At 65.1% G+C, this 17,581-nt stretch carries 13 protein-coding genes; 3 read left to right on the plus strand and 10 right to left on the minus strand.

The genetic code is table 11. The annotated features are described in order from the left end of the window. Positions 1-6 precede the first annotated feature (6 nt). On the minus strand, positions 7-1,140 hold the full coding sequence (locus ACQR1F_RS19510; RefSeq protein ID WP_315804354.1) for an ABC transporter permease: 1,134 nt from the start codon (positions 1,138-1,140) through the stop codon (positions 7-9). Between the two features lie 158 nt (positions 1,141-1,298). On the opposite strand from ACQR1F_RS19510, the gene dgcA reads away from it, so the two are divergent. Further along, a complete protein-coding gene (dgcA, locus tag ACQR1F_RS19515; RefSeq protein WP_434913665.1) occupies positions 1,299-2,294 on the plus strand; it encodes an N-acetyl-D-Glu racemase DgcA in 996 nt (331 codons plus the stop codon). Here dgcA and ACQR1F_RS19520 read toward each other — a convergent pair. Continuing rightward, a complete protein-coding gene (locus ACQR1F_RS19520) occupies positions 2,276-3,463 on the minus strand; it encodes an MFS transporter (protein WP_434913666.1) in 1,188 nt (395 codons plus the stop codon). The two genes, dgcA and ACQR1F_RS19520, sit on opposite strands and share 19 nt — an antisense overlap. 75 nt (positions 3,464-3,538) lie before the next feature. On the opposite strand from ACQR1F_RS19520, the gene ACQR1F_RS19525 reads away from it, so the two are divergent. Together ACQR1F_RS19525 and ACQR1F_RS19530 are read left to right on the plus strand one after the other, a co-directional pair. Next, on the plus strand, positions 3,539-5,158 hold the full coding sequence (locus tag ACQR1F_RS19525; protein WP_434848757.1) for a hypothetical protein: 1,620 nt from the start codon (positions 3,539-3,541) through the stop codon (positions 5,156-5,158). A 153-nt stretch (positions 5,159-5,311) separates the two neighbouring features. Then, entirely contained in the window at positions 5,312-7,018 is a 1,707-nt protein-coding gene (locus ACQR1F_RS19530; RefSeq protein ID WP_434913667.1) for a caspase family protein, read from the plus strand. 10 nt (positions 7,019-7,028) lie between these two features. On the opposite strand, the gene ACQR1F_RS19535 is transcribed toward ACQR1F_RS19530, so the two are convergent. The 8 genes from ACQR1F_RS19535 to ACQR1F_RS19570 all read right to left on the minus strand — a co-directional run bounded on the left by ACQR1F_RS19535 (position 7,029) and on the right by ACQR1F_RS19570 (position 17,564). Then, positions 7,029-8,018 carry a threonine ammonia-lyase gene (locus tag ACQR1F_RS19535; RefSeq protein WP_434913668.1) on the minus strand — a complete coding sequence of 330 codons (990 nt, stop codon included), beginning with the start codon at positions 8,016-8,018 and terminating at the stop codon, positions 7,029-7,031. Between the two features lie 47 nt (positions 8,019-8,065). Continuing rightward, on the minus strand, positions 8,066-8,878 hold the full coding sequence (locus tag ACQR1F_RS19540) for a UDP-2,3-diacylglucosamine diphosphatase (protein ID WP_315804339.1): 813 nt from the start codon (positions 8,876-8,878) through the stop codon (positions 8,066-8,068). A 192-nt stretch (positions 8,879-9,070) separates the two neighbouring features. Continuing rightward, positions 9,071-10,489, minus strand: coding sequence for a pyruvate kinase (gene pyk / locus ACQR1F_RS19545; RefSeq protein ID WP_316239278.1), 1,419 nt, complete (start codon positions 10,487-10,489; stop codon positions 9,071-9,073). Positions 10,490-10,660: 171 nt separating this feature from the next. Beyond that, positions 10,661-11,734: a tartrate dehydrogenase gene (locus ACQR1F_RS19550; RefSeq protein WP_315804341.1), complete on the minus strand. Its 1,074-nt coding sequence runs from the start codon at positions 11,732-11,734 to the stop codon at positions 10,661-10,663. Between the two features lie 96 nt (positions 11,735-11,830). Continuing rightward, positions 11,831-14,065 carry a glycogen debranching protein GlgX gene (gene glgX / locus ACQR1F_RS19555; protein WP_434913669.1) on the minus strand — a complete coding sequence of 745 codons (2,235 nt, stop codon included), beginning with the start codon at positions 14,063-14,065 and terminating at the stop codon, positions 11,831-11,833. A 64-nt stretch (positions 14,066-14,129) separates the two neighbouring features. Next, positions 14,130-14,405 (minus strand): DUF3606 domain-containing protein, encoded by a 276-nt coding sequence (locus tag ACQR1F_RS19560; RefSeq protein WP_316182970.1) that lies wholly within the window; start codon positions 14,403-14,405, stop codon positions 14,130-14,132. Between the two features lie 790 nt (positions 14,406-15,195). After that, positions 15,196-16,587, minus strand: coding sequence for a serine hydrolase domain-containing protein (locus ACQR1F_RS19565; RefSeq protein ID WP_316218809.1), 1,392 nt, complete (start codon positions 16,585-16,587; stop codon positions 15,196-15,198). 506 nt (positions 16,588-17,093) lie between these two features. Next, positions 17,094-17,564 carry a GNAT family N-acetyltransferase gene (locus ACQR1F_RS19570; protein ID WP_315805359.1) on the minus strand — a complete coding sequence of 157 codons (471 nt, stop codon included), beginning with the start codon at positions 17,562-17,564 and terminating at the stop codon, positions 17,094-17,096. Positions 17,565-17,581: the final 17 nt, after the last annotated feature.

Genomic DNA, 17,581 nt, shown 5'->3' on the forward strand with positions numbered 1-17,581 from the left:
CTCAGCTCACATCCCGACCGCGGCGAAGAAGATCGCGAACACGCCGTCCATCACGATGACGAAAAAGATGCCCTTCACCACCGACGAAGTGGTGTGGCGCCCCAGCGACTCGGCGCTGCCCTGCACGGCCAGTCCTTCGACGCAGGCGACGATCCCGATCACGGCAGCCATCACCGGCGCCTTGAGCAGGCCGACCTTGAAATGATCGATCGAGATCGCATCGCGCAGGCGCAGCAGGAAGGCCTCGGGATCGACGCCGCCATAAAACCAGGCCACCAGCCCGCCGCCATAGAGCGCGGCGATGTCGCCGAGGAAGGCCAGGATCGGCAGCGCGATCACCAGCGCCAGCATGCGCGGCAGGATCAGGACCTCGATCGGATCGAAGCCCATGGTGCGCAGCGCGTCGATCTCCTCGCGCATCTTCATCGAGCCGAGCTCGGCCGTGTAGGCGCTGCCCGACCGGCCGGCGATCATGATCGCCACAAGCAGCACGCCGATCTCGCGCAGCACCAGCACGCCTAGCATGTCGACGACGAAGATGTCGGCGCCGAACCTTCGGAAATGGAAGATGCCCTGCTGAGCGATGATGCAGCCGATCAGGAAGGTGATCAGCACGATGATCGGCACCGCGCGCCAGCACACCTGCTCGAGATGATGAATGGTCGAGGTCAGTCGGAAGCTGCGGGGATGAATGAGGACCCGGCCGCTGGCGACGATCACGGCGCCGAGCATGTCGATGAGTGCGGCGACCGTGCCGAAGATGCCGGCGACACTGAGGCCGATCTGGCCGAGCATGCCGGTGATGGTCACCATCGTCGCGTCGCCATTGGGCGCGGTGCTGACGCGGCGAACCTCGTCGACCAGGCTGGCGTAGTTCGCAGAGAGCCCATCGATCCGGACCTCGACGGTTCCGGTCGTGAAGCTGCGGCGCAGCCGCTCGATCAGCCAGGCGCCGAACGTGTCGAGCTTGGACACCTGGGAGACGTCGATGGAGACATCGATCTTCTTGCCGGCGAGCTTTTCGGCATCGGCGACGAGCCGTTCGAGCGACGGCGCAAAGGGCGCAGTCCAGGCGCCGGTCGCGCGCAGCGACAGCGCATTGCCATCCCCGCTGCGCTGCAGATCAGGGCCGCCCTTCACGACGGCCATCCTCGGAGCCTTGGACGTCCGCTCCTTGACGAGAAAAATCCCACCGCGTCGCTACCACCTTGCCGGAGACCACTATCAACAGCCATAGTCGGTCACATCGCGCAAGTCCCAAGCGCCTCATTCCGGTTCACAAAGCGCCAGACTTTCAAATGACTTCCAACGGTTTTCCAATACTGGACGCCCGGATCGGCCACTGGCCGATCGCCGGCAGCTTCACGATCAGCCGCGGCGCCAAGACCGAAGCCGTGACAGTGATCGCGGAGCTGCGACACGGGACGATGGTTGGCCACGGCGAATGCGTGCCCTATCCGCGTTATGGCGAAACGCCCGATGCGGCGCTGAGCGCCCTGCTCGCGATGCGCGATGCGATCGCCTCTGGTCTCGACCGCAACGCCCTGCAGACGGCGATGCCGCCGGGCGCGGCGCGCAACGCGCTCGATTGCGCGCTGCTCGACCTCGAAGCCAAACGAAACGGCCGGCGCATCTGGGACCTGCTTGGACGCCGCGCACCGGCGCCGTGCGTCACGGCCTACACGATTTCGCTCGGGACCCCCGATGTGATGGCCAAAGCTGCGGCCAAGGCCGCGCACCGCCCGCTGCTCAAGATCAAGCTCGGCGGCGACGGCGATCCGGCGCGGATTGCAGCCGTGCGAGCCGCGGCGCCGCAGTCACAACTGATCGTCGACGCCAACGAGGCCTGGACCGAGGCCGTCCTGGAATCCAATCTCGCAGCCTGCGCCGCCGCCGGCGTCACGCTGGTCGAGCAGCCGCTGCCCGCAGGCAACGACGAAGCGCTCGGAAGGATCGCGCGCCCGCTCGCCGTCTGCGCCGACGAGAGCGTGCACGACCGCAGCTCGCTGGACGCGCTGCGTGGGCGCTACGACGCCGTCAACATCAAGCTCGATAAGACCGGAGGACTCACCGAGGCGCTTGCCATGGCCGATGCCGCGCGCGCGCTCGGCTTCGACATCATGGTCGGCTGCATGGTGGCGACATCGCTGTCGATGGCACCGGCCATGCTGCTGACGCCGTTCGCCCGTTTCGTCGATCTGGACGGTCCGCTGCTGCTTGCCGAGGATTGCGAGCACGGCCTGCACTACGACGACAGCCTGGTCTATCCGCCCGATCAGGCGTTGTGGGGCTGAAGCGAGACGCCGCGGCGCGCGAGCCACATCAGCGCGCCGCCCGCTCCGGCCATCGCAGCCATCACGTAGTAGACGCCGGGGCCATAGGCCGCATAGACCGGCCCCGAGAGGGCCGACGCCGCCGAGCCGACCACGCCGCTGGCGGCGGCATAATAGCCCTGCCCGCGCGCGGTCAGATGCGCCGGCACCTGGCGCACCAGCAGCCCCATGGTTCCGACCAGCGTCAGCCCGAAAGTGAGGCCATGGCTGATCTGGACCGCCGCGAGCCCCGCCGCATGCGGCTCCTGCGCCGTGAGGCTCCAGCGCAGCACGGCCGCCATCGCACCGATCATGACCAGGCTGGCGGGCGCCAGCGTGAACCGTGGCGACAGGGCAAACACGACGATCTCGGCGAGCACGCCCATGGTCCAGAGCCAAGCGATGGTCAGCCCGCTGAAGCCCTGCGCCTTCCACTCGATGGCGGAGAACGTGTAGTAGGCCGCATGGCTGGCCTGAATCAGCGCCGAAGCTGCGATGATGCAGAGGAAGCTCGGATTGGCCAGCAGACTGCGGCCGTCCCGCGATGGGCCGGCGCCATGCGGCAAGGGCGGCAGCGCCTGCAGCAGCAGGCTGCTTGCCGCACCGCACAGCGCAACCGAGACGATGATCCAGATCAGCTCGGACGACGGCGCGAGATCGGCCAGCCCGCCGCACAGCAGCGTTCCAGCGATGAAGGCCGCCGATCCCCACAGCCGCAGGCGACCGTAGTTCAGGCCATAGCTCATCACGCCACGAAGCGCATAGGCGTCCGTCAGCGGGACAACGGGTGTCCATAGGCAGCAGGTCGCCACGTAGACCAGGAATACCAGCCAGGGTTCGCGCTGGAAGGCAAGAACCACAAAGCCCGATGCCGTTGCGAAGGTGGCCAGCCCCATCGCGGTGCGCAGGGCCTGCCGGCGCTCGGCGACCGCAGTGATCAGCGGCAGGACGGTGAAGCGGGTTACGGCGGGAACCGCAATGATGACGCCAATCCATGCGGCATCCAGCCCGATCGCCCGTAGCCATACGGGAAAGAACGGCAGATGCGTGCCCGACAGCATGAACACCGCGCCATAGAACAGCCCCAATCTGTCCGCGAATCGGCGCGACAATACCGGCGATGTGGTGGAGATTTGTCGGGACAGTGGCATCAATTCAATTGCGATTCGATCAATATCATGGTGATCGTTATGCCAACGCGCAGCAATGTGCGCGATAGGTTTGCCATGGTCGATGAAGTCTTCGCCCTCTCGCCGATATCCGCCCGTGCGGCTCAGCCGAACGAGGCCGATTACGAGGCGATCCGCGACGCCTTCATGGAGACGTCCCGAGGCCGCTGGTTCCTCGGTGAATATGCCAAGCGCAACCGCAATGCTGACACCAGCATGGTGCTCGACGCCGTCGCCCGCATCGAGCACGCTCTTGCCTCGCAGCGTCAGCAGCAGCAGGAATTCGAGCAGGCGGACAGCAAGGCGCTGCCCGAAGCGCTCGCCGCGATCCGTGCCACGGTCGAAGACGCCGCGTTGGCCGCCGCCTCTGCGGTCGACCGCATGGCCCTCGAGCAGAACCTGGCGCCGGTGCGCAAGGGCATCCGAATCATCAAGGAGATTTCCTGGCGCTGGCGCGAGATCGGCGCCGATTCCCGGATCTGTGACCTGATCGATTCGCAGGTGACATCGATCGAGGCCGCCTGCGATCAGCTTGCGAGCGCCGACCCCAAGGTCGCGCTGCTTGCGGCGTTCGAGATCATCAAGACGCGGCTGAAGGAGCTCGAGGCGGAGAAAGCGAGCGTTCCGCCTGCGGCCGACGAGATCAGTCCGGCGGCCGAGGCCGCCGCTTCGCCAGCGCCTGATGTCGCATCAAGTCCGTCCGCCGAGATGGTGGTCTCGGAGCCGGAGCCTGCACCGGAACAGAGCGAGGCGTCCCAGGCAGCGCTCGAGATCGCCATTCCGCTCGTTGCGGCGGTGGCCGCGATGGAAGTGGTTGAGACCTCCTCGGCTGCTGACGCTGTGATCGTGGCGGCCGCAGCAGTCGACGCCAGGATCGTTGACGCCGAAACTGCGGCAGTGGTGCAGCCCCCGGAAGCTGCGACGGAGCCGTCGGTGGACGAAGCCCTGCTCGAGATCGAGCAGCACGCCGCGGCGGCCCTGGATGACGCCGCCGCCGCAGAAGCCGAAGACGAAGCTATTCTGGAATTGGTCGCGGCGGAGATGGGTGTCCTCGACCCGATCGACGACGAGGAGTTCAGCCGGGTCAGGACGCTCGGCTTCGACATTGAGGAGCCGACCTCGGTCGACGACGACATCGTCGCGAGCTTCAGCGAGACAGCGCCGTCGGAGCCGGATCTCGTGCTGACCACGGCAGAAGCCCCGGTTGCCACGGCGGCGCCGGCTCCGGCTGCGCCCACGATGCCTGCCCCGCCGGTGTCTGCCCCGCCGGTGTCTGCTCCGTCGATGTCTGCCCCTCCGATGCCGGCCCCGCCCACGGCGGCCCCGCGCATGGCATCGCCTCCAGTCCCGGCGCCAATCCCCAGCGCGCCCGTATCGCCACCGCTTCCGGAGGCGATCACCATCGAGACCCTGGCCGCCGTGGCGGCTGCGGTCGCAGCTCAATCTCCCGCAGCGGCCCCGCAGGCCGACGTTGCGCCGAGCCAGCAGGTCCGCCCGACCGCTGCCGCGGCTCACAGCACCAGCGCATCCGCGATGCCCAAGCCTGCCTACGAGCCGTCGCTGGGATCGACACTCCTGTCGAACGGCCTTCTGCAGCGGCCACAGGCGCCCGCCAATGACTCGCTGGCACCGATCCGTCGCATGACCCAGCCTGAGAAGATCGCATTCTTCTCGTAGGCCGAGAGCATCTCGGCCACCTCCTGTTGAACCTCGATCACTGAGCACCAAGGGTGCCGCGTTGATGGGTGACGCGGATCACGTACGCCACTGCGTGATCTGCGTAGCCTGCTCCTCAAGCCATTCGCTTTGCGCATGCTTGAGGAGAACGCCGTGTCCGTTCCGAAATTTCGCGCTGTAACGTCCGCCTGGAAATCCCTGCTCATGTCCGCGCTGCTGGGCCTGATGGCCTGGATCGGCCCGGACTCGGCGTTCGCCGCCGGCGGTGAGCTCGACACCCTTCACACGCCACCACGCGCGCTGGCAGCTCCCTCACCGGCAAGGGAGAGCAACACGCCCGCCGCGATCCCTCAAGGAGCCGAGCCACGCGTCGCGCTCGTGATCGGCAATGCGAGCTATCAGAACGCGCCGCCGCTGGAGAACCCGGACAACGACGCCCATGCTGTTGCCAAGCTGTTGAACTCGGCCGGCTTCGAGGTGATCACGGCGACCGACCTGACGCAGAACGAGATGCTCAAGGTCGTGGAGGATTTTTCGAGCCGGGTGGCAGCACACGGCCCGAACACCGTGGCAATGGTCTACTACGCCGGCCATGGGGTTCAGCTCGCGGGGGAGAACTATCTGATCCCGATCGATGCCCGTATCTCAGCGCCCTCCGACCTGACGACGGGGACCATCCGGCTGGTGGATCTGATGGCGACGCTCGACGCCATCCCGAGCCGCATGCGGATCGTCGTACTGGACGCCTGCCGCAACAATCCATTCCCTGCCATCAACGATGCCGGACGCGGATTGGCCATCGTCGACGCGCCGAACGGCTCCATCCTCGGATACTCGACCTCGCCCGGCGCGGAGGCGCTCGACGGCCGCGGCGAGCACAGCCCTTATGCGCAGGCCTTCCTCAACCTCGCGCGACAGCCGAACCTGCCGATCGAGCAATTGTTCAAGCGCATCCGTCTGCAGGTCAACCAGACCACCGACGGCCGGCAGACGCCGTGGGAAAGCTCTTCGCTCACCGGCGATTTCACCTTCTTCGGGGATACGCTGGTCGCGGCCGCGCGCCCTGCCGAGAATGCGCCGGTGATCCAGATGGCGGCCGACCTGCCCAGCCGGTCCGTGCGGCAGGCCTATGACTACGTGCTGTCGGAGAACCGTCCGCAATATTATCGCGAGTTCATCGCGATGTATCCGCGCGATCCGCTCGCCGACCGCATCCGCGCCCTGCTCGCCGGCCTCGTGCAGGCCGCGGCGTGGCACGAGGCCGTACTGGCGAATTCGCCGGCCGCCTATCGGAGCTTCCGTGAATCCTATGCCGACAGTCCATATGCGCCGGTCGCGCTGCGGCTGCAGGGACAGCCTCGGCCCATCCCCGTGCTCCAACCGAGCCGCCTCATGATGCCGCCGCAACTGGCGCCGATCGCGCGACCGTTCAATCCGGGCGCCCAGATCCCGCAGCCGAAGCTGCCGACCACCACCATGCCGCCGCACGGGCCGCTGCCGCCCACGGTCGTCACGAAAGGCGATGCCGTCAACAACACAGGCCCCGGCAAGGTCGCTGATCCCAGGCCAATCGCTCAGACCAGGTTACGCGACAGGATCATGCCGCCGGCAAATCCGCCCGTGACTACGAAAATCCAGCGCGACCCACTGAAGCGCAGTCCTGGTCGGCCATTCGACACCCGCGAGGTCCGGCGTCCCTTCCCCGGCAATTCCGGACCGTTCAAGCCGAACATCAACGCGTCGCATCCGTCGATGGCGCGGGGTCAAGGCGGCCCGACGCGGGGCGCGCCGCACGTCGCGCAGTCCGGACTGCGGATGGGTGGTGGAGGATCGGCAAGAGGCGGCCTCGGCTTTCGCTGAGGCTTGATCGTCAGGCAATCAGCCGGGCGTAGAGCTCAGCGTCGACATTGCCGCCGGAGAGCACGATCACCACCGTCTTGCCCGCCGCGTCCAGCCGGCCGGCCAGCAATGCCGCGAGCCCGACCGACCCGCCGGGCTCGACCACGAGCTTCAGCTCCCGGAAGGCAAAGCCGACCGCCCGCCCCACCTCCTCATCCGAGGCCTCGACCGCAGCCGACAGAAGTTGGCTGTTGATCGCGAAGGTGATCTCGCCGGGAATCGCCGCCATCAGCGCGTCGCAGATGGTTCGGCCCTTTGCATCGTGGGCCTCGCGGTGACCGGCCCGCAGCGAGCGCGCATGGTCGTCGAAGCCCTTTGGCTCGGCAACGATCATCTGCGTCTGCGGATATCGCGCCTTCACCGCGGTCGAGACGCCGGCAAGCAGCCCGCCGCCGGAAGCAGGCACAATCACCAGATCCGGCGACAGGCCGAGCGCAGCAAGGTCGTCGGCGATCTCGCGGCCGACGGTGCCCTGCCCGGCGATGACAAAGGGATCGTCATAGGGCGGCACCACCGTCGAGCCGCGCTTTGCAGCGATGTCGCGCGCGATCGCTTCGCGGTCCTCGCGGTCGCGATCATAGAGCACGACGTCGGCGCCGAACGCCTTGGTGCGCTCGCGCTTGGCCGCCGGCGCATCCGAGGGCATCACGATCGTGGCGTCCATGCCCAGCAATGTGGCGGCATGGGCGACGCCCTGCGCATGATTGCCGGAGGAGAATGCGACGACGCCGTTGCCGCGCGCTGCTTGCGGGATCGACGCCAGCTTGTTGTAGGCGCCGCGGAACTTGAACGAGCCGGTCCGCTGCAGCACCTCCGGCTTCACGAAAACGTTCGCTTTGAAGCGCTCGCTGAGCACGGGAGCCGGCAGCAGCGGGGTCCGCACGGCCACGGGCGCGAGGACGCGTGCCGCCGCATCGATGTCGGCGGCGGTCACGGGCAGGATCGGGGAATGAGCTGTCATGCCCCGATTTTACCGCGCCCGATTGCCGAGAGGCAAGGGAGCCGGTGTCAGGCGGCGCGGGCGGCCAGCTGCGGAACCGGCGCCGGCTGCCGCTGCGGATCGGTCCAGGTGAGGATCTCGAAGCGGCCGTCCTCGTGCTCGACCAGCGCCGTGCAGCTTTCGACCCAGTCGCCGCAATTCATGTAGCGGATGCCGTCCTGGTCGCGGATGACGGCGCAATGGATGTGGCCGCAGATCACGCCGTCAGCGCCATGCCGGCGCGCCTCGGAGGCCAGTGCCGTCTCGAACGCGCCGATATAGTTCACCGCGTTCTTGACCTTCTGCTTGGCCCATTGCGACAGCGACCAATAGGGCACGCCGAACATGCGGCGGAAGAAGTTGACCAGCCGGTTCATCTGGATCGCAAAATCGTAGGCCTTGTCGCCGAGATGGGCGAGCCAGCGCGCGTTCTGCACGACCAGATCGAAGATGTCGCCATGGATCACCAGATAGCGTTTGCCGTCGGTGCCGGTGTGCACGATGTTCTCGACGACGTCGATGCCGCCGAAATGCGTGCCGTAGTAGCCGCGCAGGAACTCGTCGTGATTGCCGGGGACGTAAACGACCTTGGCGCCCTTGCGCGCCTTGCGCAGCATCTTCTGCACCAGGTCGTTATGCGACTGCGGCCAATGCCAGCTCGATTTGAGCGCCCAGCCATCGATGATGTCGCCGACCAGATAGATCGTATCGGCATCATGGTGGCGCAGGAAATCGACCAGGAGATTGGCCTGCGAGCCGCGGGCTCCGAGATGAACGTCCGAGATGAACAACGTCCGAAAGCGCCGAGCCGGGCTTTCTTCACCAGCAGTCTCAAGTCCCATGCGCGCCCACCTAACAGCCCCTGATGACACCGCGATGACGAACGGCCTCACTGGCAGAACCCGTCCTGCCGGACCGCGACCGGACACCGCTCGTTCGACGACTCGCGACGCCCTTCGTCACTGCCCCGCGATACCAGCGCGGTGCGACAATCAGGCGACAGGCGGGCGGCGCGAACAGGGAAAATCGGCCTCCTATCTCGGCATGGTGACGACGCGCAGATTGTTGGTGGTGCCGGCCTGCGCGAACGGGATGCCGGCGACGACGACGAGCAGGTCGCCGGCTTCCGCGAACTCCTCCTGCATGGCAAAGAAGGTCGCGCGCTCGACCATTTCCTCGTAGTTCTGCACGTCCTGCGACAGCACGCTGTGCGCGCCCCACAACAGGCACATGCGCCGCGAGGTGTCCTCGTTCGGCGTGATCGCCAGAATCGGCAGGCTCGGCCGCTTGCGCGCAACGCGGGAGGCCGAAGTTCCGCTCGACGTATAGGCCACGATCGCCCTGGCGTGGATCGCCGACGCCAGGTCGGCCGCGGCGGTCGCCACCGCATGCGGTGCGGTCTGCTCCTCGCCCGGCTGCGTCGCCTCGACGATGGAGCGGTACATCTTGTGGCCCTCGGTTGCCTTGATGATGCTGTCCATCATCGCGACCGCCTCGCGCGGGTATTGCCCGCTGGCCGATTCCGCCGACAGCATCACCGCGTCGGCGCCGTCATAGATCGCGGTCGCGACGTCGGAGACCTCGGCGCGGGTCGGCGTCGGCGTCGCGACCATCGAATCCAGCATCTGCGTCGCGACGATCACCGGCTTCACCGCGAGCCGGCAGGCGCGCACCAGCTCCTTCTGCTTGCCCGGCACGTCCTCGTTGGGAATCTCGACGCCGAGATCGCCGCGCGCGACCATGATCGCGTCCGACAGCTGGATGATGTCGTCGATGCGCTCCAGCGCCGCCGGCTTCTCGATCTTGGACATGATGCCGGCGCGGCCATTGATCAGGCCCCTCGCCTCCAGCACGTCGGACGGCTTCTGCACGAACGACAGCGCCACCCAGTCGACGCCGAGGTCGAGCCCAAAGGCAAGATCGGAGCGGTCCTTGGCCGTCAGCGGCGACAGCTCCAGAATCGTGCCCGGCAGATTGACGCCCTTGTGATTGGAGATCGCGCCGCCGACGATCACCTTGGCTTCGATCCAGTCGTCGCCGAGGCCCATGACGCGCACCCGCACGCGGCCGTCATCGATCAGAAGATCGTGACCGGGCGCGACCGCCGCAAAGATCTCCGGATGTGGCAACGGAATCGACGTCTTGTCGCCCTCGGTGCCGTTGAGGACAAACCGAATCGTCTCGCCGGCTTCGACCTGGATCTTCTTGTCGCGCAGCGTGCCGACACGAATCTTCGGACCCTGCAGATCCATCAAGATGCCGATTGGCCGCTGCACCTCCTTCTCGAGGGCGCGGACCGCGGCATGGACCCTGGCGTGATCGGCCTGCGTGCCGTGACTGAAATTGAGACGAAATGTGTCTACACCGGCGAGGAACAGCGCTTTCAGCATCTCCGGAGAATTGCTCGCGGGACCGACAGTCGCGACGATCTTGGCTCGACGGTGACGACGCATGATGTGTCCTTTCTCCTGAAGCCCAGGTCACTTAAGTCCGTGTCTCGCGTCACCATGACATGCATGTGATTAGCATGCGCGGACGCAGCGGAAGCGCTGATATACGCCCCGCAGCGTCCATTGCAAGCGCGACGCGGAACACGCCGAAATTGTGCAAGAGAGTGGCACGCCTCAGACGTTGGAGCCGTGGATCGCGTCGATGACGGCGTCGGTCACCTCCTTGGTCGTCGCCTTGCCGCCCACGTCGGGCGTCAGGATGCCGGCTGCACACACCTTTTCCACGGCCGCCATCAATCGCACGGCCGCGTCCCTCTCGCCGAGATGCTCGAGCATCTGCGCGCCGGTCCAGAACGTCGCCACCGGATTGGCGATGCCCTTGCCGGTGATGTCGAACGCCGAGCCGTGGATCGGCTCGAACATCGACGGGAAGCGCCGCTCCGGATCGATGTTGCCGGTCGGCGCCACGCCGAGGCTGCCGGCGAGCGCGCCGGCGAGATCGGACAGGATGTCGGCATGCAGGTTGGTCGCGACGATGGTGTCGAGGCTCTTCGGCTGCAGGGTCATGCGCACGGTCATCGCGTCGACCAGCATCTTGTCCCAGGTCACGTCGGGGAATTCCCGCGCCACCTCGGCGGCGATCTCGTCCCACATCACCATGCCGTGGCGCTGCGCATTCGACTTGGTGACGACGGTGAGGAACTTGCGCGGCCGCGACTGCGCCAGCTTGAACGCGTAGCGCATGATTCTGGCGACGCCGACGCGTGTGAAGACCGCGACCTCCGTGCCGACCTCTTCAGGCAGGCCGCGATGCGCGCGGCCACCCATGCCGGCATATTCGCCCTCGGAATTCTCGCGCACGATCACCCAGTCGAGATCGCCGACGCCGACATTGCGCAAGGGCGAGGCCACGCCGGGCAGGATCTTGGTCGGGCGCACATTGGCGTACTGATCAAAACCCTGGCAGATCGGCAGCCGCAGGCCCCACAGCGTGATGTGATCGGGCACGTCGGGCGCGCCGACCGCGCCGAAATAGATCGCATCGAATTTCTTGAGTTCGGTAAGGCCGTCGGCCGGCATCATCACGCCGTGCTTCTTGTAGTAGTCCGAGCCCCAGTCGAAGGTCTTGACGTTGAAGCTGATGTCGCCCGCGCGCTTGGCGAGTGCCTCGAGCACGCGGACGCCTTCGGAGATGACCTCGGGGCCGATGCCGTCGGCGGGAATGGCGGCGATGGAATGGGTGCGCATTTGAGCTTTTCTTGACCTCTGTCCGGGCGTTTCACCCGGACAGCTTTTGCACGACATCCCGCGAACGACAAGCCGGCGCCGGGCTGTGTCGCCGCCCTACCCCAGCGGCGCCTCCGCGATGTCGAGCAGCGCGCCGAGGCCGTGGCGCAGGCCGCGCATTGGCTGCTGCTCCGAGGACAGGCCGAGCGCCAGCATGGACCGCCCCGTGACCTCGTAGACATGCCCGAACGGAAACGACTGCGGCTGCGCATCCGGCTGGTTGGTGTCGAGCAGCGCCAGCCAGTTGTGGCCCTCGGGCACGGACGGCAGCGTGAAGTTCACGACGTCGTAATGCGCGTTGTAGACCAGCAAGAGCGTCGCGTCCGAGCCGCGCCGCTTGACGCCGGTCTCCTGGGCGCGGCCGTCGAGCAGCATGCCGAAACAGCGCGCATGATCGTCGGTCCACTGCTCGGTCGTCATCTCCTCGCCGGACGGATCGAGCCAGGTCACATCCTTGACGTCGAGCTCCTCATTGTGCGAGCCGACCAGGAAGCGGCTGCGATAGAGGATCGGGAAGGCCTTGCGCATCGCGATCAGCTTGCGCGTGAACTCGCGCAACGCCCTGCCCTGCGGCGTGATGCCCATCCAGTCGAGCCAGGTGGTCTCGTTGTCCTGCGCATAGGCATTGTTGCTGCCGTTCTGGGTATGGCCGAACTCGTCGCCAGCCAGCAGCATCGGCGTGCCGTGCGACAGCAGCATCGTGGCCAGGAGATTGCGCTTCTGCCGCTCGCGCAACGCCGTGATCTCGGGGTCGTCGGTCGGCCCTTCGACGCCGCAATTCCAGGAATGATTGTTGCTATGGCCGTCGCGATTGTCCTCGCCATTCGCCTCGTTGTGCTTCTCGTTGTAGGAGACGAGGTCGTTGAGGTTGAAGCCGTCATGGGCGGTGATGAAGTTCACGCTCGCCCAGGGCCTTCGGCCGCGCTTGTTGAACAGGTCGCCCGAGCCCGAGATGCGCTTGGCGAAATCGGCCAGCGTGCCGCCGTCGCCCTTCCAGAACGCGCGCGCGGTGTCGCGGAACTTGTCGTTCCACTCGGCCCAACCCGGCGGAAACTGCCCGACCTGATAGCCGCCCGGGCCGATGTCCCAGGGCTCGGCGATCAGCTTGACGCTGGACAGCACCGGATCCTGCCGGCAGGCGTCGAGGAAGCTGCCGCCTTCGTCGAAGCCGTAGGGCTCGCGCGCCAGGATGGTGGCGAGATCGAAGCGGAAGCCGTCGACCCGCATCTCCGTCGCCCAATAGCGAAGCGAGTCCGCGACGAGCTGCAGCACGCGCTGGTGCGACAGGTTCACGGTGTTGCCGGTGCCGGTGTCGTTGATGTAGTAGCGCTTCTGGTCCGGCATCAGCCGGTAGTAGCTGGCATTGTCGATGCCCTTGAACGACAGGGTCGGCCCGAGCTCGTTGCCTTCAGCGGTGTGGTTGTAGACCACGTCGAGGATGACCTCGATGCCGTTGGCGTGGAACTGGTTGACCATGGTCTTGAATTCGGTCGCGAAGGGCGTCTTGAGATAACGCGGCTCCGGCGCGAAGAAGCCGATCGAATTGTAGCCCCAGTAGTTGCGCAGGCCCTTCTCGACCAGATAGCTGTCGTCGATGAAGGCATGGATCGGCAGCAACTCGGCAGAGGTGATGCCGAGGGAGCGCAGATAGGCCGGAATATCCTGATGCGCGAGGCCGGCGAAAGTGCCGCGATCGGCCTCGGGCACCAGCGGATGCAGCTTGGTGAAGCCCTTGACGTGCATTTCGTAGAAGATCGTCCGCTCCCACGGAATCTCCGGCTTGCGTGAGGTGCCCCAGGTGAAGGCGGGATCGATGACCCGGCATTTCAGCATCAGGGGCGCACTGTCACGATCGTCGAACGACAGATCCTTGTCGGCATGATCGAGCTGGTAGCCGAACAGCTCCGGGCCCCAGCGCAGGTTGCCGACGAGCTGCTTGGCATAGGGATCGATGACGAGCTTGTTCGGATTGAAGCGGTGGCCGGCGTCGGGCTCGTAGGGTCCGTGCACGCGATAGCCGTACACCGTGCCGGGACGGGCGGTCGGCAGATAGCCGTGCCACACCTCGTCGGTGTATTCCGGCAGCTCGATGCGCTCGAGTTCGGTCTCGCCGGTGTCGTCGAACAGGCACAGCTCGACCTTGGTCGCATGCGCGGAAAAGATCGCAAAATTGACGCCGAGACCGTCCCAGGTCGCGCCGAGCGGAAACGGACGGCCTTCGCTGATCTTGGCCTTGCGCAGGTTGAACGCCGCCTGCATCAAAGCGTCACCGTGATCGGTGCGTTGGTCCATTCTTTGCCCCCTTCGTCCAATGCCCGGACCGATTGCCGGGCGTCTCGATCATCCGCGCCGCTGGCTAGGTTGCCGCCGGCGTCTCGTCCGGCATGATGACTTCCGCCTTGGTCTCGGTCACCGTCACCGAGGCGATGACGGCTCCTTCCGGCGCCGAAGCCTTCGCGGCCCGCTGCTGCGCGACTTCCTTGGTGATGGCCGCGATGGAGTTGCCGATGCGCTCGACCATCTCGGCCAACTCGCCGGGCGACATCTTCAGCCGCTTGGTCACCACGCGGACCTGGGCCTGATCGGCCATGTCGAGCTTGTTGCGGGACGGCTGAATTTTCGGACGGCGCATGTGGGGGGGTCTCCTGCATGCCAGCTAACCTTGGCTGCGGAAATTGGTTCCCGCGACGGGGCTCCCTCCCCTCCGGGTGTCGCCACGAAGACGTGCGTCACCGACCTCGCGGCGCCATGCGCCCGAGGGATGTCATCGATGTTGCCCCCTGATCAGGCAGAGGGCGCAGGGAATGCCGGGAGCTGGCCGCCCCCATGGCCCGCCTGCAGAAAAAAAGCAGGCGGCAGTCACCACAGGTTCAGCCGAGACATCCCGGCATTCCCCGCGCGATGGTTTTCACGCTTATACGCGATCTCCCCGGTGTCCGGCTTGTGAGCCACCGTCGCCCTCGGGATCATTGCCCGACGACTTGGCGCCAGCGTCGGGGCGCCAGGACCACGCGACTTCGCGTCCGCAAGCTGCCGTTCGTCCGCGCGGGTCACCCCGCGCTGCGGCATCCTGCAGCCACCGCATCCCGCGCCCAACGTTCCGTGACGATCGCGAAGCGCCCCTCTCGAGGAGCACGGGATGGCGATGATCTAGCACGTTTTCTGGAAACGCGAAATAGAAATTTTCAGTCGACGACGAGCACCTTTTCGCACACGTTCGACGGGGTGGCCGGTCCAACTGCCCTTGCACCGGTCGGGCGAAGGAGCGGCGGGAGCCCGCGACCGGAGTCGACCCGAGCACTCCGATTTGCGCAGTGCTTCAGGAAGGATCTGGATGCAGGACGTCAGCACCAATGCGCGCGACAAAGCCACGTCCGCTTTTGACCCTGAACCGACGTCGCGAGCCGATTGCTGCATGCAGATCACTGAGGCAGCGCCACCCCGGCGATTTGCATGACGCCAAGCTGGTCGAACAACTCAATCTGCTCACCGTTCAGCACTGGAATGTAGCAACGACGTCTAGCAGCCGAGATCAAGATACAGAGCTTATCCTCCGCGACCGCCCATGTCCCCGTTGCAGGCCCAAAGGACTCGTCCCAGTGCGGATAAGTCATCCGGCCGTCGGGCTCGAATCGCATGGATAACGGACCATTCTTGAGCTTCGGACCGAAGCTGATCGTCTTGCCCTTGAATTTTGCGGCCAGGGTCTCACCTGTCGGTCTTTCGCCGGTTGCTGCGGTGAGCGAGGCATCGGGCCCCGGATCATAGCCATCGGCCTTCAGGATGAGCCAGAAGAGCCTAGCCATGTTGCGAAATGAAGGTTCGACGTACGGCGCATCGCGGTCGACACGATGCACCACGACAAGGTCGAGTGCGGGTACGACTAAGGCGTATTGGCCGCCGGCACCTTGGGCCATAAAGCTGCCCTCGGGCAAAGTCACCGTAGGCGCAACGTCACCGCCCAGAAAGCCGATCCACCAGAGATAGCCATAGCCCATCCCGAACGCTGCTTTCGAATAGCTGCGCGTGCTCTCTTCCACCCACTCCCGCGGCACGATCTGGTGTCCGGCCCAATTGCCTTTGTGAAGATAGAGAAGTGCAAAACGCGCCAAGTCCCGTGCGCTCATGCGGATCTCATAGGCGGGGTGGATAGACGCTTCGCCGCGGACGTAGCTGCCATCCTGTGGCCGGTAGTCCTGCATGCCGATTGGCTTTGCGATCTTTTGGTCGAGCGCCTCGAAGAGGCCGATGCCAGTTGCGTGCTCGTAGATCGTGCCAAGCGCGTTGAAGTCCCAATTGTTGTAATACCAGAAGGTGCCGGGCGGGTGACTGCCGCGCGGCGGTCTCATCTTGGCATTGTCCGGCGTCTCATAGAGCGCCGCGTGGTAGACCCCGGAACGCGCTTCGAGGAGTTCGCGTACCGTCGCGCCCTTCTCGACCCCGGTCAAGCCAGGCGGGTTATCGTCGATGCCAAGTTCGCCAAGCGTGCTGTCAAGGTTGATCTGGTGATCCGACACTGCGATGCCGATCAGGGCGCTGAGCATGCTCTTGCGGATTGAAGCGACTTCCATCGGCTTCGTCGTACTGCCCCACTCGGCCACGACCTTGCCGTGCTGAACGATCACAACCGCGCTCGAATGAATCTGATCCGAAAAGGATCGCGCTTGGGTCAATCCGGTTTCTGACCAACCCAATTCTGCAGGCGTGACGCGCTCCCACTCCGCTGCTGGGAAGCCATCTTCAGCTTGGGCATGCTCGAACCGAACCAAAGCGCCGAGCAGCACGACAGCGAAAACAATCTGGCGAATATGCATAGGATGATCCCACCCGTTGCGAGCTTGACCAGATTGCTACACACTAATCATTAACGGAATTAAGCAGAACGCCTGTTGAAGTGTTTTCTTTGGATACCCGCCAACCATCCTCATGGCGACGTCTCTTGTTGGCCCACAACGGACATGGAACGAACGGAACTCCCTTACGACCAAACTGTGTGACCGGCTGGTGAGAAATCGCTACTCATCCTTATTCAACGCGGCGATGAGGACGCCAACCTCTTCAACAGGTAAGGATCGTCACGCGCTATCAACTCTTCTGTCCTTGGGAGCTTTCCGAAAGCAAACCGTGCCTCCTCGATGCAAGAAAAATAACACAAGCATCTCCGTGCCATCTGAATGCTCGACCTCAACCATGTAGGATGCTAGCGATGGCGGAGTAACCACCCCATGTAAGGCTGGTCTGAGAGGCGATCTCGATTGTGCAACACGATCGAAAAGCAGACTTGATCATCTATTCCTTGTCGTCACATCGCCCTCGACCATCATTTCGTCAGCCATCTCTCGAAGTACAAATTGATCGGGTTGGAAACGTAAGGGCCATACGCTGGGCACGGAACGAACCCCTTCGCCCGATAGAGCCTCTGGGCATCGGGAAGAAATTCCGTGGTTTCCAGCCGCAGAACCGACAGCTTGGCGGTCAAGGCCGCTTCCACAACGCGCGTCAGGAGCCTGCTGCCTATTCCAGTTGTCCGAGCCTCGGTGACGACATACATGCGCTTCACCTCCCCGGTACCATCCGCGAACACCTGCAGCCCTGCACAGCCAACGGCTTGTCCGGCAATCCGCGCGATAAACATTTGCGTGTCGTCGTGCGCTAGCCGATCAATTGGAGAGCCGTGATTCCTCTCCACCCCGCAGACCTTGTTTAAGAAATCGTCCAGCGCGGTTACGAGATTAATCAGGTCCGGGGACCTTGCATCGGCCAGCTCAATTTCGATTCGATCGACAGTCATTCTCGTCCCCTTCTTCG

Source organism: Bradyrhizobium sp. HKCCYLS3013 (genome assembly GCF_051167615.1).
Taxonomy (GTDB): domain Bacteria; phylum Pseudomonadota; class Alphaproteobacteria; order Rhizobiales; family Xanthobacteraceae; genus Bradyrhizobium.